This is a genomic window from Gordonia sp. SCSIO 19800 (assembly GCF_018132775.1).
In the GTDB taxonomy this organism is placed as follows: Bacteria; Actinomycetota; Actinomycetes; order Mycobacteriales; family Mycobacteriaceae; genus Gordonia; species Gordonia hongkongensis.
The window spans coordinates 20268-37602 of the sequence record NZ_JAGRQM010000006.1 but is presented as its reverse complement, the minus strand read 5'-3'; the positions used below and the strand labels follow the sequence as shown (position 1 = coordinate 37602).

Annotated in this window: 13 protein-coding genes; 3 read left to right on the top strand and 10 right to left on the bottom strand. The window is 65.4% G+C overall.

The features are described 5' to 3' along the window. Positions 1-41: 41 nt before the first annotated feature. Positions 42-1676 carry an acyl-CoA synthetase gene (locus tag KB201_RS09115; RefSeq protein WP_211538940.1) on the top strand — a complete coding sequence of 545 codons (1635 nt, stop codon included), beginning with the start codon at positions 42-44 and terminating at the stop codon, positions 1674-1676. Here KB201_RS09115 and KB201_RS09110 read toward each other — a convergent pair whose 3' ends face one another. The 3 genes from KB201_RS09110 to KB201_RS09100 all read right to left on the bottom strand — a co-directional run bounded on the left by KB201_RS09110 (position 1677) and on the right by KB201_RS09100 (position 5517). Next, entirely contained in the window at positions 1677-2321 is a 645-nt protein-coding gene (locus KB201_RS09110) for a LysE family translocator (protein WP_211538938.1), read from the bottom strand. It lies immediately after the preceding gene. A gap of 219 nt (positions 2322-2540) precedes the next feature. Beyond that, positions 2541-3845 (bottom strand): SLC13 family permease, encoded by a 1305-nt coding sequence (locus KB201_RS09105; protein ID WP_211538936.1) that lies wholly within the window; start codon positions 3843-3845, stop codon positions 2541-2543. A 13-nt stretch (positions 3846-3858) separates the two neighbouring features. Further along, positions 3859-5517, bottom strand: coding sequence for an MFS transporter (locus KB201_RS09100; protein ID WP_205333422.1), 1659 nt, complete (start codon positions 5515-5517; stop codon positions 3859-3861). 219 nt (positions 5518-5736) lie between these two features. Between KB201_RS09100 and KB201_RS09095 the strand changes: the two genes are divergently transcribed. Next, a complete protein-coding gene (locus KB201_RS09095) occupies positions 5737-5934 on the top strand; it encodes a hypothetical protein (protein ID WP_065629132.1) in 198 nt (65 codons plus the stop codon). Positions 5935-5986: 52 nt separating this feature from the next. Here KB201_RS09095 and KB201_RS09090 read toward each other — a convergent pair whose 3' ends face one another. The 7 genes from KB201_RS09090 to KB201_RS09060 all read right to left on the bottom strand — a co-directional run bounded on the left by KB201_RS09090 (position 5987) and on the right by KB201_RS09060 (position 16392). Continuing rightward, positions 5987-6418 carry a hypothetical protein gene (locus tag KB201_RS09090; protein WP_058251180.1) on the bottom strand — a complete coding sequence of 144 codons (432 nt, stop codon included), beginning with the start codon at positions 6416-6418 and terminating at the stop codon, positions 5987-5989. A 122-nt stretch (positions 6419-6540) separates the two neighbouring features. Next, complete coding sequence (locus KB201_RS09085) at positions 6541-7404, bottom strand: MaoC/PaaZ C-terminal domain-containing protein (RefSeq protein WP_078111652.1); 864 nt, start codon at positions 7402-7404, stop codon at positions 6541-6543. 4 nt (positions 7405-7408) lie between these two features. Beyond that, positions 7409-9148: a 3-oxosteroid 1-dehydrogenase gene (kstD, locus tag KB201_RS09080; protein WP_068970492.1), complete on the bottom strand. Its 1740-nt coding sequence runs from the start codon at positions 9146-9148 to the stop codon at positions 7409-7411. 262 nt (positions 9149-9410) lie between these two features. Continuing rightward, complete coding sequence (locus KB201_RS09075) at positions 9411-13124, bottom strand: P-loop NTPase fold protein (protein WP_139115458.1); 3714 nt, start codon at positions 13122-13124, stop codon at positions 9411-9413. 222 nt (positions 13125-13346) lie between these two features. Then, a complete protein-coding gene (locus tag KB201_RS09070) occupies positions 13347-14435 on the bottom strand; it encodes an acyl-CoA dehydrogenase family protein (RefSeq protein ID WP_068970494.1) in 1089 nt (362 codons plus the stop codon). Further along, on the bottom strand, positions 14432-15580 hold the full coding sequence (locus KB201_RS09065; protein WP_068970504.1) for an acyl-CoA dehydrogenase family protein: 1149 nt from the start codon (positions 15578-15580) through the stop codon (positions 14432-14434). Before KB201_RS09065 ends, KB201_RS09070 begins: the two co-directional genes overlap by 4 nt. Further along, positions 15577-16392 (bottom strand): enoyl-CoA hydratase-related protein, encoded by an 816-nt coding sequence (locus KB201_RS09060; protein ID WP_068970495.1) that lies wholly within the window; start codon positions 16390-16392, stop codon positions 15577-15579. The genes KB201_RS09065 and KB201_RS09060 overlap by 4 nt, the downstream gene beginning before the upstream one ends. Positions 16393-16536: 144 nt before the next feature. Between KB201_RS09060 and KB201_RS09055 the strand changes: the two genes are divergently transcribed. Then, a complete protein-coding gene (locus KB201_RS09055; protein WP_211538934.1) occupies positions 16537-17325 on the top strand; it encodes a 2-keto-4-pentenoate hydratase in 789 nt (262 codons plus the stop codon). The last annotated feature ends 10 nt before the right edge of the window (positions 17326-17335 follow it).

Below are 17335 nucleotides of genomic sequence, written 5' to 3'. Positions count from 1 at the left end.
TTGCACTCGAATTCACTCCGTATGACCAAGGAGCGCGCACGATGAAGTTCAACCTCGCCGATGTCTTCGAGACCGTCGCCGACTCGGTGCCCGAGCGGATCGCGCTCAGCTACCAGAGTCGCCAGATCAGCTATGCCGAACTCGACACCCTCTCCAATCAGGTGGCGCATCTGTTCGCCGGCGCGGGGATCGGTGCGTTCGACAACGTCGCGCTGTTCCTGAAGAACAGCATCGAACACGTGACTAGCCTGCTGGGACTGCTGAAGGTGCGCGCGGTCCCGGTCAACGTGAACTACCGCTACACCAACGCCGAACTGCAGTACATCTTCGACAACTCCGACTCCCGCGCGATCATCGTCGAACTGCCGGAGCACCAGCGCAGCGTCGCCGCGCTGCTCGCCGAGACCCCCACCGTGCGAACGGTGTTCGTCATCGGCGACATCGTCGAGGAACTCCGTGCGGCGGTCGCCGACCTGCCCGACGGGCGCGTCGTGGAGATCGTGTCGTTCGCCGACGCGGAGTCCAAGCCCGACGGCCGGGACTTCGAGCCGCGCACCGGCGAAGAGCTGTACCTGCTGTACACCGGCGGCACCACGGGTTACCCGAAGGGTGTCATGTGGCAGCACGACGACTTCTTCCGCAAGCCGCTGTCGGGGGGCAACCCCTACGGCGAGGCCCGCAAGGACCTCGAGGAGATCGGCACGGCGGTCAAGGATTTCCCGCCCATCGCGTTCCTGCTCGCGGCACCGCTGATGCACGGCGCGGCGTCGTACTCGTTGTTCACGTTCTTCACCCTCGGTGGCCGGCTGGTCATCCAGCGCGACTTCGATCCCGAGGCGATCGTGACCGAGATCGAGAAGGAGAAAGTCAACATCGTCCTCATCGTCGGCGACGCCATGGGCATGCCGCTCGTCGAGGAGCTCGAGAAGCGGAAGGACTCCGTCGATCTGTCGTCGATGTTCTCGATCACCTCCGGCGGCGCGATCTGGTCCCAGCACGTGCGGGACCGGATGCTCGCGGTGAAACCGGATCTGGTGCTGCGCGACAACTTCGGTGCGTCGGAGTCGGGCAACGACGGCGAGATCATGATGGACGAGAACGGAAACCTGAAGGTCCCGCCGACGGACCGGATGATGGTCGTCGACGAACGGCACAACAAGATCGAGCCCGGCTCGGGCGAGGTCGGTTACATCGCGCGCATCGGCAACGTCCCGCTCGGCTACTACAAGGACGAGGAGAAGACGGCGAAGACCTTCCCGACGCTGGCCGACGGCACCCGGATCTCGATCCTGGGCGACATGGGCACCGTGGAGGCCGACGGTTCGATCGTTTTCCTCGGACGCGGTTCGCAGTGCATCAACACCGGCGGCGAGAAGGTCTACGCCGAGGAGGTCGAGGCGGTGCTGCACGCGCATCCGGCGATCGCTGACGCGCTCGTCGTCCCGGTTCCCGACGAGAAGTACGGCCAGCGGGTCGCGGCGGTGGTCAACGTCGCCGACGGGGCCGACGAGCCGTCGTTGGAGGAGATCCAGGACCACTGCCGGGAGACCCTCGCCCGCTACAAGGTGCCCCGCACGGTCGTCTTCGTCGACGAGGTCAAGCGGACCCCGGCCGGCAAGGCCGACTACCGCTGGGCCAAGGTCGCGGCCGCGGCGAACGAGGCCGCCCCGGTCTGATCAGCCCTCGAGTGCCAGGCGCACTCCGAGCCCGATCAACGCGACTCCGCCGATCGCTTCGACGCGACGGCGGATTCGTGCGCTCTGCAGCCATCCGGCGATCCGCCCCGCGGCGCCCACCAGCACGGTGAAGTACGCGGCGGTCAGCGCGATGTAGATGGCCCCCAACCCGAGGGTCGTCCATCCCGTCGAGTAGCCGTCCGGCACGAAGCCGGGCAGGAGACTGATGAACAGGATGCCGATCTTCGGGTTGAGGATGTTGGTGAGCAGGCCGGCGGTGAAACCGGAGAACAGCACTCCCGCCTTCCCGCCCGCGGGCGGCTCGACCACGTCCTGCGATGCCGCGAGATCAGGTGCGGCGCGCAGCAGCGCGCGGACCGAGCTGATACCCATCCACACGAGGTAGCAGGCCCCGACGATCTTGAGGATCTCGTAACCGGTCTCGCTGGCCTGCAGCAATGCCGACAGGCCCAGGACCGCGGCGGTGACCCAGACCATCAGTCCGCACACGATGCCGGCGGCGGTCCGGAAGGCTTCGCCGCGTCCACCACGGACCACTCCGCGCAGGACCACCAGCGTGTCCGGACCCGGCAAGAGCACGATCAGCGTCGCGGTGACGACGAAGGACAAGAGCGCGGCGAGCATGAAGGTCATGGTAGGAACCGGGGCGCGGGCGAGCGCGCCGGGGCCGGTGGCCCCCACTGCTGGTCGAGCACCGTCGACTGAGCTGCAGCGAGGCCGCGTCCCGTTCTGCTGGCCGAGCAGCGTCGACCGAGCGCAGCGAGGCCGCGGCGTCCCGTTCTGCTGGCCGAGCAGCGTCGACCGAGCGCAGCGAGGCCGCCGCGTCCGTCGAGGTCACCTGGGTCAAGCCACGGACGTCAGCCGCACCACCGCCCACAGTGCGACCACCGCGACGACGAGCGTGGCGGGAACGGTGAGTGCGCCGAGGCGTAGGTACTCGCGGGAGGTCGGGGCGCCCGTGCCCCCGCCGGAGCCGTCGCGGTGCATGATGTCGCGCCACAGCAGGTTGGCCAGCGACCCGAAGTAGGCGAGGTTGGGTCCGAGGTTGACGCCGAGGAGCATCGCCAGGACCAGGCCGGGCTCGTGGGCGACGAGCGGGATGAGCAGCAGGGTGGCGGGCAGGTTGTTCACCAGGTTGGCGAGGACCGCGGCCAGCGCGGCGACCGCGAGCAGCGCGAGGAGTGATGAGTCATCCGGGATGAGGTTGCCGATCCAGTCGCCGATCGGGCCGGTTCGCACCGGGAGGATGACGACACCGAGCACGGCGACGAATCCGAGGAACGGGATGTTCAGGGCCTGCACCGTCTCCCGCACAGTGGGCAGCGGTGCGTCGAGCAACCGCGGCACCGTGAAGGCGACCGCGCCCACGCCGGCCACCGCGGCCAACGGGACGCCCAGCGGTTCGGTCACGACGAAGGCGAGCAGCAGCAAGCCGAGCATCACCAGCATGAGGGTGGGGCGGGGCGGCGCATCCACCGGAGCCGGATCGCCGGCGGTCGAATCGGCTGCCGGGGCAGCGCGCGCGAGCGAGTCGGCGAAGTACATCCGGAAGATGAGGTATTCGACGACGATCGCGGCGATCCAGGGTGCCAGCATGACGCCGGTGAAGCCGAGGAAGGTCAGCCCGGTCGCGGAGAACGCCAGGAGGTTGGTCAGGTTCGACACCGGCATGAGGGTCGACGCGGTGTTGGCCAGGTGGGCGTTCGCGAACGCGACCGGGGTCACCGGCGCCCCGATCCGCCGCGCGGTGGCGACGGCGACCGGCGTCAGCAGGACGATCGTGGTGTCGATACTGAGGACCGCGGTCGTCGTCGCCGCGGCCAGGAAGACGATGCGCAACAACCGATGTGGCGAGGCCCGACTCCACCGGGCCAGGAGGGCGCCGATCCAGGTGAAGACCCCGGCGCGGGCACAGGCGTCGGCGATCACCAGCATCGCGGCCAGGAAGCCGATGGTCGGCGCCATCGTGGCGATATCGTCGGCGGCCTGCTCGACGTCGGCCAGGCCGAGCGCGAGGAGCAGCGCGGCGACCGGTGCGGCCACCACAACGGCCGGAACACGCTGGGCGACAACGGTCGCGACGATCACCACGAGCAGGGCGGCGACTCCGACCAGGGTGCCGGCGATGCTGTCCGCGGTGAGTACCACCGGGACAGGCTACTCAGTCGCGGGCGTAGGTGTCGTCGCGGTCCTGGTCGGGGTCGGACTCGATGGTCGGCGGCACCTCGACGATGCGTCGCGGCGTGAGCCACAGCAGCGCGACCGAACTGACGAGCATGATCCCGCCCAGGACGAGGCAGGCGTACTCGAACGGCACGTAGAACGCCTCTTGACTGCCGTCGGCGATCTTCTCCGCGAGCGATGCGGCCTGACCGGACAACCGGTCCACGACGACCGTCGCCTCGGCGAGGGATCGCTCGATCAGCGTCCCGGCCTGGTCGGCCTGGGCGACCATGGCCTGGCCGCCGGCGGTGTCGCCGGCGGCGATGCGCTGCTCACCGGCGGCGGTCAGTTGATCGCGGGCCAGTTGTGCGGTCTCGCCGATGCGCGACTGGTATCCCGCGGCGACGATGCTGCCCGCGATCGCGATACCGATCGCCGCGCCGATCTCCCGGGCGGTGTCGTTCACGGCCGAGCCGACGCCCTGGTTGTCGAGCGGGGTGTTGGACATGATGGCCGTCGTGGCGGGCGCCGACGCCAGACCGATCCCGACCGCTATCAATGCGACCACGCCGGCGAGCGTCCAATACGTCTCGTAACGGAACGATCCGAGGAGGATCAGCCCGACGCCGGACAGCAGGGCGCCGGCGGCGATGACGAACTTGAGCGAATCCAGTCGTACGGCAAGCCAGTTCGCGATGAGCGTGGTGAGGCCGACGCCGGCCACGAACGGCATCAGCGCGACCGCCGACTGCAGCGGGGTGTAATCGAAGACCAGCTGCAGCAACTGCAGCAGCAGGTAGAACATGCCGAACGAGGCGAGGAACTGGACCGCGACCGACAGCGCCCCGGACCCGAAGGCGCGGTTGCCGAGCAACCGGACGTCGAACAGCGGCGACGTCGAACGCAGTTCCACGGCGACGAACCCGCCCGCGAGCAGGACGCCGCCCACGATGCAGATCAGGACAACGGGATCCGCCCAGCCCCGATGAGGTGCCTCGAGCAGACCGAGGACGACGCCGGTGATGGCCAGGACCGAACAGACGGTCCCCGGGATGTCGAAGCGACCGGGGTCGCTGTCCTTGGAGGTGCCGATCGTCAGGCACAGCGCGGCCGCGACGGCTGACGCCGCGGCGAAGGTGATGAAGATCGAGTGCCAGGAGAAGAACTCCAGGAGAAGCCCGGTGACCAGGAAGCCGGCGATGGCGCCGCCGCCGGCGATCGCCGACCAGATGCTGATCCCGACCGCGCGTTGACCTTCCGGCATCCCGGACGTGATGAGGGACAACGTGGTGGGCATGATCAGCGCCGCAGCGGCGCCGGCGAAGCACCGGGCCAGGATCAGCTGGGTCGGGCCGTCCACCCAGATCGCCACCAGCGAGGCGATGCCGAAGAGGAGAAGGCCGGCGATCAGTACCTCACGGCGCCCCAGCCGATCGCCGATCGCGCCCGCCGGGAGCAGGAGCGCCGCGAGCGCCAGGGTGTAACCGTCGACGATCCAGGTCATCTGACCGGCGTCGGCGCCGGTGTCGATCGCGATGTCGGGCAGGGCCGTGTTGAGGGCGGCCATGGCGGCCACGACCATGCTGACCGACAGGCAGGCGACGAGGACAAGCCAGGCGGACCGGGCGTCGAGGCGGATGGCGGACGGTAATCTCATTCGGCGTCCTGCGGTTTCGGGGTCGGCATGCGGAACCGGTTCGGTCGGCACGTTCGCCGCCACCGCGGTGTTGCGGTTTCGTTATCGCGACACGCTATGTGGGCGCCGACGCTACTCGAGTAACTTGTGACACATTTATCACTGCAGTATCGATACCGGGCGAACGCGAGACCGCGCCGGTCCCCGTTGGCCCCGGACAACCGAAAGTGGTGACAGGTCATGGCCTCACCCCGAATCGCACGAACCCCCGCCGCTGCTACTCCCGCTGCCGCGACCGCGGCCGCATCGCCCGACGTCGCCCCGAACGGGACCGAGATCTCGCCCGCCCGCGTCCATGTGTGGCGTGTGCTGTCGATGCTCGCCGCACTCATCGGCGTCGTCGTGGCACTCGTGGCCATCGCGTCGTCAGCGGTCTGACCCGACCCTCTGGGGAGGTCGGTGCGACCGCCGACGACGCGCGCGCCGACTGCTAGGCGGCGTGCCGCTCGATGGCGGCACCCAGACGCGGCAGTGCCGCGATCACGTACTTCTTCCCCTTGCCGCGCAGCGAGTTGTACGCCTTCGCGAGTGCGGGCTTGGCGGTCTCGGCCTGCTGGTCGGTCACCGACAGCAGGGCCTCGGCCGCGGCATCTCCGTTGGCCGAGAGGTGATCGCCGAAGGCGACACCGGCAGGCTTGGAGTCCCAGAACGGCGCCAGCGCCTTCAGGAAGTCCTCGGCCATCTGATCGGTGGCGCTGCGCACGACACCGGGCTTCACCTTCTGCACCGCGGAGTAGGCGGTCTTCACAGCGGCGCCGCTCAGACCCGACTGGTCGGCCACCTCGGCGTCGATGACACCGACGAGGTCGGTCACCAGTGCACTGCGGTTGTCGGCGAGTAGGGGCGTCAGCGAATCGCTCATGGGCGTCTCCTCGGGGATATGCGACGTGGAACCTGCGGGCCGCCTCGCGGTCCGCGTGTGTAGCGTACTGGCCCCACGCGACCGCGTCTCCGGGCTGCGGCCCCGCTGTCGCGACGGCGGTTCTACTGGCGACGTTCGCAGACCACATTGCCGAGGGCCTTCGCGCCGTCGCGTTCGACGACGGTCGCGGTGGCCAGCAACCGGGAGCCGTCCTCCCAGACCTCGACCGCGAGGGTCTCGCCCGGGAACACCACGCCCGCGAACGACGCCGAGTAGTCGGCGACCGCGGTCACGTCGCCGTCGAGGACCGCGTCGACGATCACGCGGCAGACCGTGCCGTACGTGCACAGGCCGTGCAGGATGGGCCGGGGAAAGCCCGCGCGGGAGGCGAATTCGGGGTCGGAGTGCAGCGGGTTGCGGTCTCCGCACAAGCGGTAGAGCAATGCCTGCTGGGGGAGCGTCGCAACGGTGAGGCGATGATCCGGCGCGCGGTCGGGGTAGTCGACCTTGGCCGACGAACCGCGTTCGCCGCCGAACCCGCCCTCGCCCTTCGCGAAGATCGACGAGCGGGACGTCCAGAGGGTCTGCCCGCCGTCGTCGGTGGTCACCGACTCCTGCACGATCACCGCGGCCGAACCCTTGTCCTGGATCTCGGCGATCCGGGTGCGGGTGGTCGCCTTGCCGGCGGCCGGCAGCGGCCGGTAGGCGGTCACCTGCTGGCTGCCGTGGACGACCTTCGCGAGGTCGATGTCGATGCCGGGGAACGAGACCTTCGGGGGCTCGGTGGTGTGGAACCCGGCGGCCACGGTGGCGAAGGTGGGCAGCACCTTGGGCGTCGCGTCGTGGATGTACTCGAGCCCGGTGGTGTCCATCGGGTCCGCAGCGGCACCCACCGCGAGGTTGTAGAGGGCGGCGTCGGAGGCCGACCATTCGAAACTCACCTCGGGCAGTTCGGCACCGAGGGCGACGGAGAGGTCGATGGGCATCGGGTCAGGCTCCTGTCGATGTCGGGGTGGCGGCCTTGGCGGCGATGTCGGTGGCGGCCAGGTATCCGAAGACCATGGCCGGACCGATCGTCGCGCCCGGGCCGGCGTACGTGTGCCCCATGACCGGCGCGCTGGTGTTGCCCGCCGCGTAGAGACCCTCGATGACGGAGCCGTCGGCCCGCAGTGCCCGACCCGAGGCGTCGGCGTTGATCCCGCCCTTGGTGCCGAGATCGCCCGGGACCATCTTGACCGCGTAGAACGGACCCTTGCTGACCTCGCCGAGGCTCGGGTTGGGCTTGTTGGTGATGTCGCCGTAGTAGTGGTCGTAACCGCTTGTGCCACGGCCGAAGTCTTCGTCGACACCCTTGCGGGCAAAGCCGTTGAACCGCTCGGTGGTCGCGGTGAGCGCGTCGGCCGGGACGCCGATCTTGTCGGCGAGTTCGCTGATGCTGTCGGCCTTCACGACGACGCCCGACTCGAACCACTTCTTGGGCAACGGCTGTCGCGCGTTGATCCCGGCGAAGAGGTAGCGGTTTCGGCACCGCTGGTCGAAGATGAGCCACGACGGCACGTTCTCGCCGGGGCCCTCGCCCTGGCCGAACTCGCCGCCGTACATCTGGTGTACCGCTTCGACATACGGCAGCGACTCGTTCATGTAGCGCTGCCCGCGCGTGTTCACCATGAAGGTGCCCGGTACCGCCCGCTCCGACAGCGCGAACCACGGACCGCGCGGCAGCGGGATCGTCGGACCCCACCAGGCGTCGTCCATGAGCGACACCGCGGCGCCGATCTTGAGGCCGGCGTTGATGCCGTCGCCGGTGTTGCTGGGGGCGCCGGTGGTCCACTCGGAGCCGATCGGGTCGCGCTGATACTTCTTGCGCATCTCGTCGTTGTGTTCGAATCCGCCGCAGGCGAGGATCACGCCGTGGCGGGCCCGGATCTCGACGCGCTTGCCGTCGGATTCGGCGATCACGCCGACGACGCGACCGTCTTCGGTGATGAGGTCGGCCAGGCCGGTGTTCAACCGGATCGGGACGCCTGCCTCGCGGACACCGAGGAGGAGCTCGGCCGCGAGGGCGGCACCCATCGCGATCAGCTTCTTGCCGCGGCTGCGTGCCCAGAAGAACCGGCTGCCGACCTTCGCCATTCGCAGCGGGCCGCGCCAGTGCCGCAGGCCGGTGTTGAGCCAGCGGTAGTCCGACTGCAGCACGACCATGTTCAGCGGCGCCTTGGTGTACTGCGGGTGCAGCGTCTTCAGGTCGTCACCGAGGCGGCGCGCGTCGAACGGGCGGGGCTCGATCGACCGTCCGGCGAGCCGGCCGCCGGGCGCCTCCGGGTAGTAGTCGGAGTAGTTCTTGACCCACTCGAGGTCGAGGGGGGCGTGCGCCATCAGGAAGTCCAGCGCCTCGGGTCCGCGGTCGATGTAGGCGTCGATGCGGTCGGCGGGCGCGTGTTCGCCGATGATCGCGTGGACGTACTCGCGGGCCTTGTCCGGGGTGTCGGTCACGCCGTCGCGGCGGAGGACCGAGTTGTTCGGGATCCAGACCCCGCCCCCCGAGCGCGACGTCGAGCCGCCCCAGTACGGCGATTTCTCGATCAGGACCGTCGACAAGCCCTTCTGAGCTGCGGTGATCGCCGCGCTCAGGCCCGCAGCTCCGGCCCCGACGACGACGACGTCGAAGGTCTCGGGTCCAGGGGTCTCGGGTTGGGTACTGGTCTGTTCTGGTTCGGTCGAGCCGGCCATGGGGTCCCCTTCGTGCGCGCAGCTGGAACGTGTTCTACCTGAATTAGAACACGTTTCAGAAATGGGGCGCCAGGGGTAGGGGCCGCAGGTGCAGATCTGTCCATGTGGCGCAGGGACGAGTTGCTGGTCGGGGCGGCGCGGATCCCACTGCTTGTAGGTTTCCCTCTTGCGAGAGAGGTCGATTGAACACACCTCAAAGTGGCCCGGGGCGTGGTCTCGCCTACGTACGACCACACAATTGGCGGAGGAGAAGAAGTCGTGTTTACGCCAGCGTGACTCGTCTGCGGTTCCGGGCACCACCACGAGGAAGTTCAACGAGACCAGCACCTCGGATCTGATTCAGAACCTCTTTGGTCGACTCAGTAACCGGCACGTCAAACTGGTGTCCAGGCGGACCGCCGAAGCCAGAGTAGTCGCCTCCCATCACTCGGAGGAGGCCAACAATGGCCGTCCCATCGAGACCATCGGCCGTGGTCGCTATCTGCCACATCAAGTGTTCTGGGTCGGTTACGTGAGGAGCGATCAACTCGAGCTGCGAGAGCGGTAACGGCACCTTGTTGGTATATGCGAAGGACGCGGCCTCGCGGAGCGTCTGCACATCGCTTGAGTCTGGGTATGCTGACAGCTCTCCTACTACTTGAGCCTTGATCTTCCTGGGGACGTGCGGGTCCCTCAGCAGGGTTGCTACGTGGCCGCCAACAAGCTCAGGTGAGATGAAATCTGGCGCCGCTGCAGAGGTCGCGAACGCCCTAGATACTGCGTTCCATCCTGCAGATACGAAGTGCTTGAAGCTCTCCGCCGTGTCGGGTACGAGCTCGGATTCAAGTAAGTCAGCCAGCAGGTCATCGCCGGATGGTTCGAGTTCGCTGACCTCAACGGCCCCAGTGGAGAGCTGGAGCGCGAGATTGACGCGGTCACGCGACCCAAGAACGGAGGACGCGTTGAGAATGCTCACCATCAATTCTCTGACGGTAGTCGGTTCCGCGTCTTCCACTGCAGCTATCTCAACTTGGACCCCAGACTCAACCATGAGCAGGTTGGATAAACTCTCGTCCACACCGTGGACAGTTGCATAGGCATGAAGATTGACTGCACTGGGTACTACGCGGCGTGTCGTAACGAATACTGGCCACACCTCCTGCGGAACTTGAGTGATGTCGCTCAAACTTGCTGCGGGAGCACTCCGCTCGAGCAACCCCTTGATTTGATCGCTGGACCAGGACTCGCACTCTTCGGAGACGACTTCAATCAGTACAGACGGTGTCTGTACTGCGTAGATAGTTGAGCTGTCTTGACCAACAGTGTCCAAGTATGCGCCGAAGTCGTTCTTGCACCGTTCCCAAGTGGGCGCATGATTGCGAACTTGTTCCAAGGCGATTGGCTCCTCGTCAGGGAGACCAATGGCTATACGTAGGTTGTCTGCTGTGAGTTCGTACGCACCGCGCTCAGCAAATAGTGGGCGCATTGAAGCGGACAATGGGCGCAGCGAAGGGGCGAGAAGTCCCGCTCTACTAACAAGTTCGAAAATAGTCCGAGCCGTGTCCGCTTTCTGCTCTATGGTCAGCGCCTCAAACTTCGTGTGTCGTTCGACTATTAGCGCGCGAGTCTGTTCGCTGAGGTCGTAGGAATGGTCAGCCCTTGCGCTTAACAGAGCCGCATCTAGCAAAGAAGTCCTGGTTCCCTCATCGAGGACATATTCATCTAAAGCCAGGCGATCGAACAACTCCCGCCAGGGTAGGTCAGATAAAAGTTTGACCAGCTCTGACTTACAGGTCGCTTCTTCTCGTAGAAAAGCTTTCAAGAAATCTTGCGCATCCGGGCCAAAATCGGAAACTAGAAAGCGCACCACTTCCTGCGCCTTGCTGGTCGATTCCCGTAGCATGTAGTCCACGATTTGAATGTTAAGACAGCTGCGGGAGCGGGTAAAATCCGCGGGCGCTTGCTCAATTACGTTTTCAATTGCGCTACGCGCTGAAAATTGAAAATCCGGTTTCATTTTGTTTGGCCATACACTGTTGCGGAAAAAGTTCGCGACGTCAACACCAATAAACGCACCATAAAAAGCAGCCGAGTATTCCGCGTAGTATCGATTAACAAAACCGCCACGCACCAGGTCACGGGCAAGCTCCGACTCAAGAACTTCGTTGACAGCCGCATTGAAGGTTCTCCCGCCCAGAGTGAAACGGTTCTCTGTCGCGAGGGATGCGTAGTCTGCACCACGAATCGCAGCAATTTCACTATTGAGTTCAGCCACCTTAGCCGACGTCTCCTCGCTATCGGGACCTTGCCAGAGGCGGACGTCCAGTGCCTCTGAAAATAGCTGGTTCAGATCTTCCTGTCCAAATGTTGGATTGTCCGCATGGCCAGACTTGTGACGTAACGTGACGCTGAGTTGGCGGTTCTTGGCCACTTTGGACCAGAATGATGCTTGATGGATTACGTCTGCGTTTAGGGTTTCATTGCCGACTGCCAAGGAAGCGATTGAACTACCTGTATCTTGGTATAGCAGGAGGAGTCGTTTACCGAGTAGCGCAGCTATCTGCGCTTGATCTCGACGGAGGCGTTCACCGCTCAGTAGTTCCTGCTTTTCTTCTTGAAGTTGCTTAACGGCATGTGCAACCAGTAAATCTCGCTCGTTATCAAGCGAGTCCAAAGCACTCTCGCGATGTGCTAATCGCTCAAAATCCGCCAAGTGAAAGTTCTTGTACACCACAAGGCTAAACAGAGTGTCTTGGGTCAAACCTGGAGCTGGCGAGTCAATCCACAGAAGACGCTGGGCGAACACCACGAATTCGTTACAAATGTTTTTCATTAGGCGCATGTCGGTGGTATGCCGCGCGACGAGGTCAAGCAATCCACGAGAAATCTGCGAATCTCTAGGGAGTTGTCTGGCATCGATTTCTATCTGCAACAGATCTCGCGCGTTATTGTGCGATAGGAATGGAACTACTGGGACTACCACTTCGAAAAATTTGGTTCTATTGGCGCGCTCTACTGCTTCTTTTGCTGTATCGACTTTAGTCGCGACGGGTGAGTCTGCGAGCGAGTTTTGTCCATTCGTTGATGGGTTCTCGGCTACAGGCGGTTTGGCGTCGCCTAGATCTTCACCGAGCTTCTCGAAAAGGCTATCTTTTATTGCATAGATAAACTGGAGTGGGTGCATACGGTCTGCCCAGTGGGCGGACGCATTGATCAGGGTATTAAGTTCACGCAACGAGTCAAATATACGAGGATCATCAAAACGATCCAAGTCCTCAAACAGCACAAGGTCCGGCCTGGTAGCCTCGAAGAATGCCATGATTTCATCTAGATATTCATCGAAGAAAGAGTCTGTGCGCTCTTCGAACGAGATCGAGGTACCGCCCGTCGAGAACTGGGAGACTAGACGGTTACCGACAATCCAGCGGCCCGCCCACGCGGTAAGAGTAACCAAGATGAAAAAGGCGAGAAATGACAGAACAGAGCTATCGGGACCCAGTGCATTTTGAACTGGTCGAACTCCAAACAGCCAAAGCAGGCCAACGAGTACAGCACTAGCGCAAACAGCTTCTGCGAGAGTGTTCTTCCAAGTCAGAGTCCGCCGGCGTGCGAAACGAGACCGACGAATCTGACCGGGCTGTGCGCGGTAAACTAGTTGTTTTACTAGTTCCTTCTGAATCCGGTTCGTGAGGTCGTCGTCGTCATCTGGGCCGAGGGTGTTGATGCTCACGCGCAACGTCTTCTTGTTCGCCTTATGCTGCTGCTCGACGAAGCGATCGAGGATACTTGACTTCCCGGAACCGTACCGGCCCGTCAGTGCGATGTTTCTATTTCTCGGATCTACAATCGCGGACTCGAGATGGCGCACGTAGGTCGCGTGCTGTGTTTCGAGATACTCAGGGGCTAGCGATCTCAACTCGATCGAGGAGCCAGGCGGTGAATCCGCGGAGACTCCTGCTTCTTCCGCGGAATGTTGCGTGCGGTGTCGGTTCAACATCGTCTAAGTATGGACGGAGCGACTGACAACCGGAGTCATTGGGAATTTGCTCAGCGGGTGTGCTCTGGTGGGCGCACGTCGCTGGCTGTCACGAGGCCAGAAACCAGTCGATCCGTGCAACTCGTGGAATGCCCGTTTGACTACCCCATAACAGTCCCGACAGGGTTCTTAACTGACAGGTGAAGGGCTCGGCCGGCTCGGCGCCCGAAAGGAAGTTGGGGCTCAGCTGCCGGCGGGTCCTGCAGAAGGGGCGACGTCATCAGTCGACGCGCCGGTGATGATGTGCCAGGGGTCGAGGCCGTCGTCGAGGATGCGCGCCGCCAACTCCTCCGACCATTCGTGCTCGGTCCCGTACCGGTCGCGCCACGTCCACAACGCGGTGGTGAAGCGCCCCAGCGCGTGCTCGGCGGTGAACCCGATGGCGCCGTGGATCTGATGGGCGGCGGCCGCGACCTCGTGCGCGGACCGCGACGTGACGATCTTCGCGGCGGCGATCGCGTCGCGGGCCGTAACGATGTCTTCCGACGCCGCGTCGGTCGCCGCTCGGGCGGCGGTCTCCATCATCGTGCTCTGCGCGGCCATGTGCGCGAGCCTCTGTTGGATGGCCTGGAACTTCGTCAACGGCCGGCCGAACTGGACCCGCTCGGCGGCATACCGGACCGTGCGTTCGCGGACTGCCCGCGCTGCGGCTGCCAAGGCGACCGCGTAGACGAGCGCCCCACGCGTGCGGAGATCGTCGACCGTGACCGGCGACGGGGCGGAGAACGTGACCTCGGCGTCGTCGAAGACGATGTCGCTGCAGTCCGACCCCATCAGGTCAGTGCCGGGCTCGATGCGTGCCCCCGGTCCGCGGCCGTCGACCACCGCGATCACCGCATCGTCGGTGGTCGAGGCCAGGATCACGATGACGTCGGCCGAAGCGGCGTACGGGACTCCGATCGCGATGCCGCTGAGTCGAATTCGCTCTCCGTCACCTCGGACGGCCGCCTCGTCGACGACCGCGACGGTCGCACTCAGCCCGTCGAGCGAGTGATCGACGCGTCCCGCGACCCACGCCGCCAGCAATGCGTGTTCGACATACGGGGTGACCGCGCCGGCCTCGGTGAGCGTGTCGAGGACGGCGAGAGCGTCGGCGAGGTCGGCGCCCTGACCGCCGGCCGCCTCCGGGACGTCGAGAGCGGTGAACCCGGCGTCGACGAGTGCCTTCCACAATGTGGGGTCGGGTTCGGTGGCCGGGGTCCGCAGGTCGACGGGAAACCGTGCGACCATGGCGGCCGTCGCGGCGGCGAGTTCTGCTGCCAGATCGGTCATCGCATCCCCAGTCCGCGCGCGACGATGCCGCGCAAGATCTCATTGGTACCCCCACGCAGAGTGAAAGCCGGTGTTTGCAGGACGGATTGAGTCAGCACGCGCTCGAAGGCGGTGCCGCCGGTCCGACGTGGCCTCATGCCCGAGACATCTCGGATCGCGGACACCAGATCGCCTTCGAAGGTCGAACCCAGGTCCTTGACCATCGCCGCGAGCACGTCGGGTTTGCCGCCGGCCGCCAGGTCACGCGCCACCTGCAACGACATCTGACGCAATCCCCAGGCCTGTGCAGTCAGTTCGCCCAGGATTTTTCGCTGGTGCGGCGTCGCACCGTGCTGGCGGAGCACGTCGGTCCAGGCACGCAGCAGCGGCAGTGTACTGAGATAGCGTTCGGGTCCCGAACGCTCGAAGGCCAACTCGCTCATCACCTGTCGCCAACCTTCGCCGCGCACACCGAGCAGGGCCGAGGAGTCGACGACGGCATCGTGGAAGATCACCTCGTTGAAGTGCGCCTCGCCGTCGATGCTCGCGAGTGGACGGATCTCGATGTCCGGGTGGGGGAGGTCGACGACCAACTGCGAGAGTCCCTGCTGTCGGTCGTCGGGTGTGCCATCGGTGCGGGCGAGCAGCACCATTGCGTGCGCTATGTGCGCGCCGGTCGTCCAGACCTTGGTGCCGCTGATCGTCCACGAGTCCCCGTTGTCGGTGGCTCGGGTGCGGACCGCCGCCAGGTCGGAGCCGGCATCGGGCTCACTCATCCCGATCGCGAAGAACATCGTGCCCGCTGAGATCTGCGGAATGTAGCGCTGCTTCTGTACCTGCGTCCCGTTGGCGAGGACGCCGGGGGCCATCTGGCGGTCGGCGATCCAGTGTGCGGCGACCGGTGCACCGTGCGCCAGGAGTTCTTCGGTGACCACGAAACGCTCGACGGCCGTGCGCCCCTGGCCGCCGTATTCGACGGGCATGGTCATCCCCAGCCAGCCATGCTCGCCGAGGCGTCGGCTGAAGGCGGGGTCGAAACCCGTCATCCAGCTGTCGACGTCGGGACGGAAAGCACCCTCGTCGAGTTCGGTCCGAAGGAACTCACGCACCTCGGACCGCAGGGCGCGCAGGACGTCGTCGGAAACGTCCACGGCTTCCTGGCTCATGACCGGCCGGGACCGCGGGACGACCAGTTCTGCCCCTTGCGTGCCATCGACCACATCTGGGTTCCGCGTTCGATCTCGATCGCCGAGTCCCACGTCACCGCGGGCGGTCCGAGCTCGAGTCGGACGCTCGCCATCACGCGGCGTGTCAGCTCGGGGTCGCGTGCGGCGGGCCCGGTGAGGCCGTCGACCATCGGGGGGATCTCCGACACCGGCGCCGCTGCGTATGCCAGGCCGCGCTCGACGGCCTCCGCGCCGGACAGCGACTGTCCGCATACCGCGAGGGCGATGGTGTTCGCCCGGCCCACAGCGCGGTTCAGCAGGGTGAGGTGCCCACCCCCGGGGTGGATGCCGCGAGCGAGGAATCCGCTGTCGAGAACGGAGTCTGGTGTGGTGATGAGCAGATCGACGGCGAGTGCGAGGTTGAGGCCCGCCCCGACGGCCCCGCCGATGACCACTCCCACCGTCGGCACCGGCAGCGAGCCGACCCGCACGAACGCGCGGTACACCGCGGACAGCTGTGCCACCGACTCGGGCGCCGCGGGGTCGGCCGAGGCGCCGGCGAGGATCCGCGTGTCCGCTCCGCTGCAGAAGTACGAACCGGCCGCATCGACGACGACCGCGCCGATGTTGCCGTCCGCAGTGACCCGGTCGCAGAACTCCTCGATCGCCGCGGCCATCTCGAGGGTGATGGCGTTCTTGCGTCGTGGGTTGTTGAGCGTCAGCCTTCCCACGCCGTCGTCGAAGGAGGTCAGGACGGCCTCGCCGGTGTCGTCGGTGTCCGGCGAGACGGGATTCGGGGACTCGGAACTCATGACGAGAACCGTAGTCGCCCGGTGCTCACGTCATCACCGATCTCGGCCACGCCTCCAAATGCACGACGATCGGACCGAGGACTGCCCGGAGACTGCAACGTGTTCTAAACTAGAACACGTTCACATGCGGAAGGTGAGGGCACGATGACGGTTGAGCAGGGGATTCGCGGGCAGATCGCAGCCGATCTGGCGCGGGCGGAGGCGACGGCGACCGCCATCGACCGCCCCACCGACGCCCACCCCGAACTCGACGTGGTCGATGCGTACGAGATCCAGTTGATCAACATCCGTAAGCGGCTCGACGCCGGCGCGAAGGTCGCGGGACACAAGGTCGGCCTGGCCTCCGAGGCCATGCAGAAGATGATGGGCGTCGACGAACCGGATTACGGTCATCTGCTCGACGACATGCAGTACTTCGAGCACACTCCGATCGATGCCAAGAAACTCTGCTTCCCGCGCGTCGAGGTCGAGGTCGGTTTCATCCTGGGCGAGGACCTGCCGGGCGAGGGCTGCACCAATGAGGACGTGATCGACGCGGTCGCGCGGGTGGTGCCCTCGATCGAGCTGATCGACTCGCGGATCAAGGACTGGAAGATCACCCTGTGCGACACGATCGCCGACAACGCGTCGTCGTGTGGCTGGATTCTCGGACAGCAACGCGTACCGATCTCCGAGATCGACACCGGCGACATCGAGGCGACGCTGACGCGCAACGGCGAGATCGTGGCGAAGGGCAACTCGTCTGCGGTACTGGGTCATCCGCTGAACGCCGTGAGTTGGCTCGCGCGCAAGGTCGAGGGCTTCGGCGTGCGCCTGCGCAAAGGCGACGTGATCCTGCCGGGCACCGCGACGCGGGCCATCGACATCGCATCGGGCGACCACTTCGTGGCCGACTTCGCCGGACTGGGCAGCGTCACCCTCGACTTCACCTGACACGAAGTGT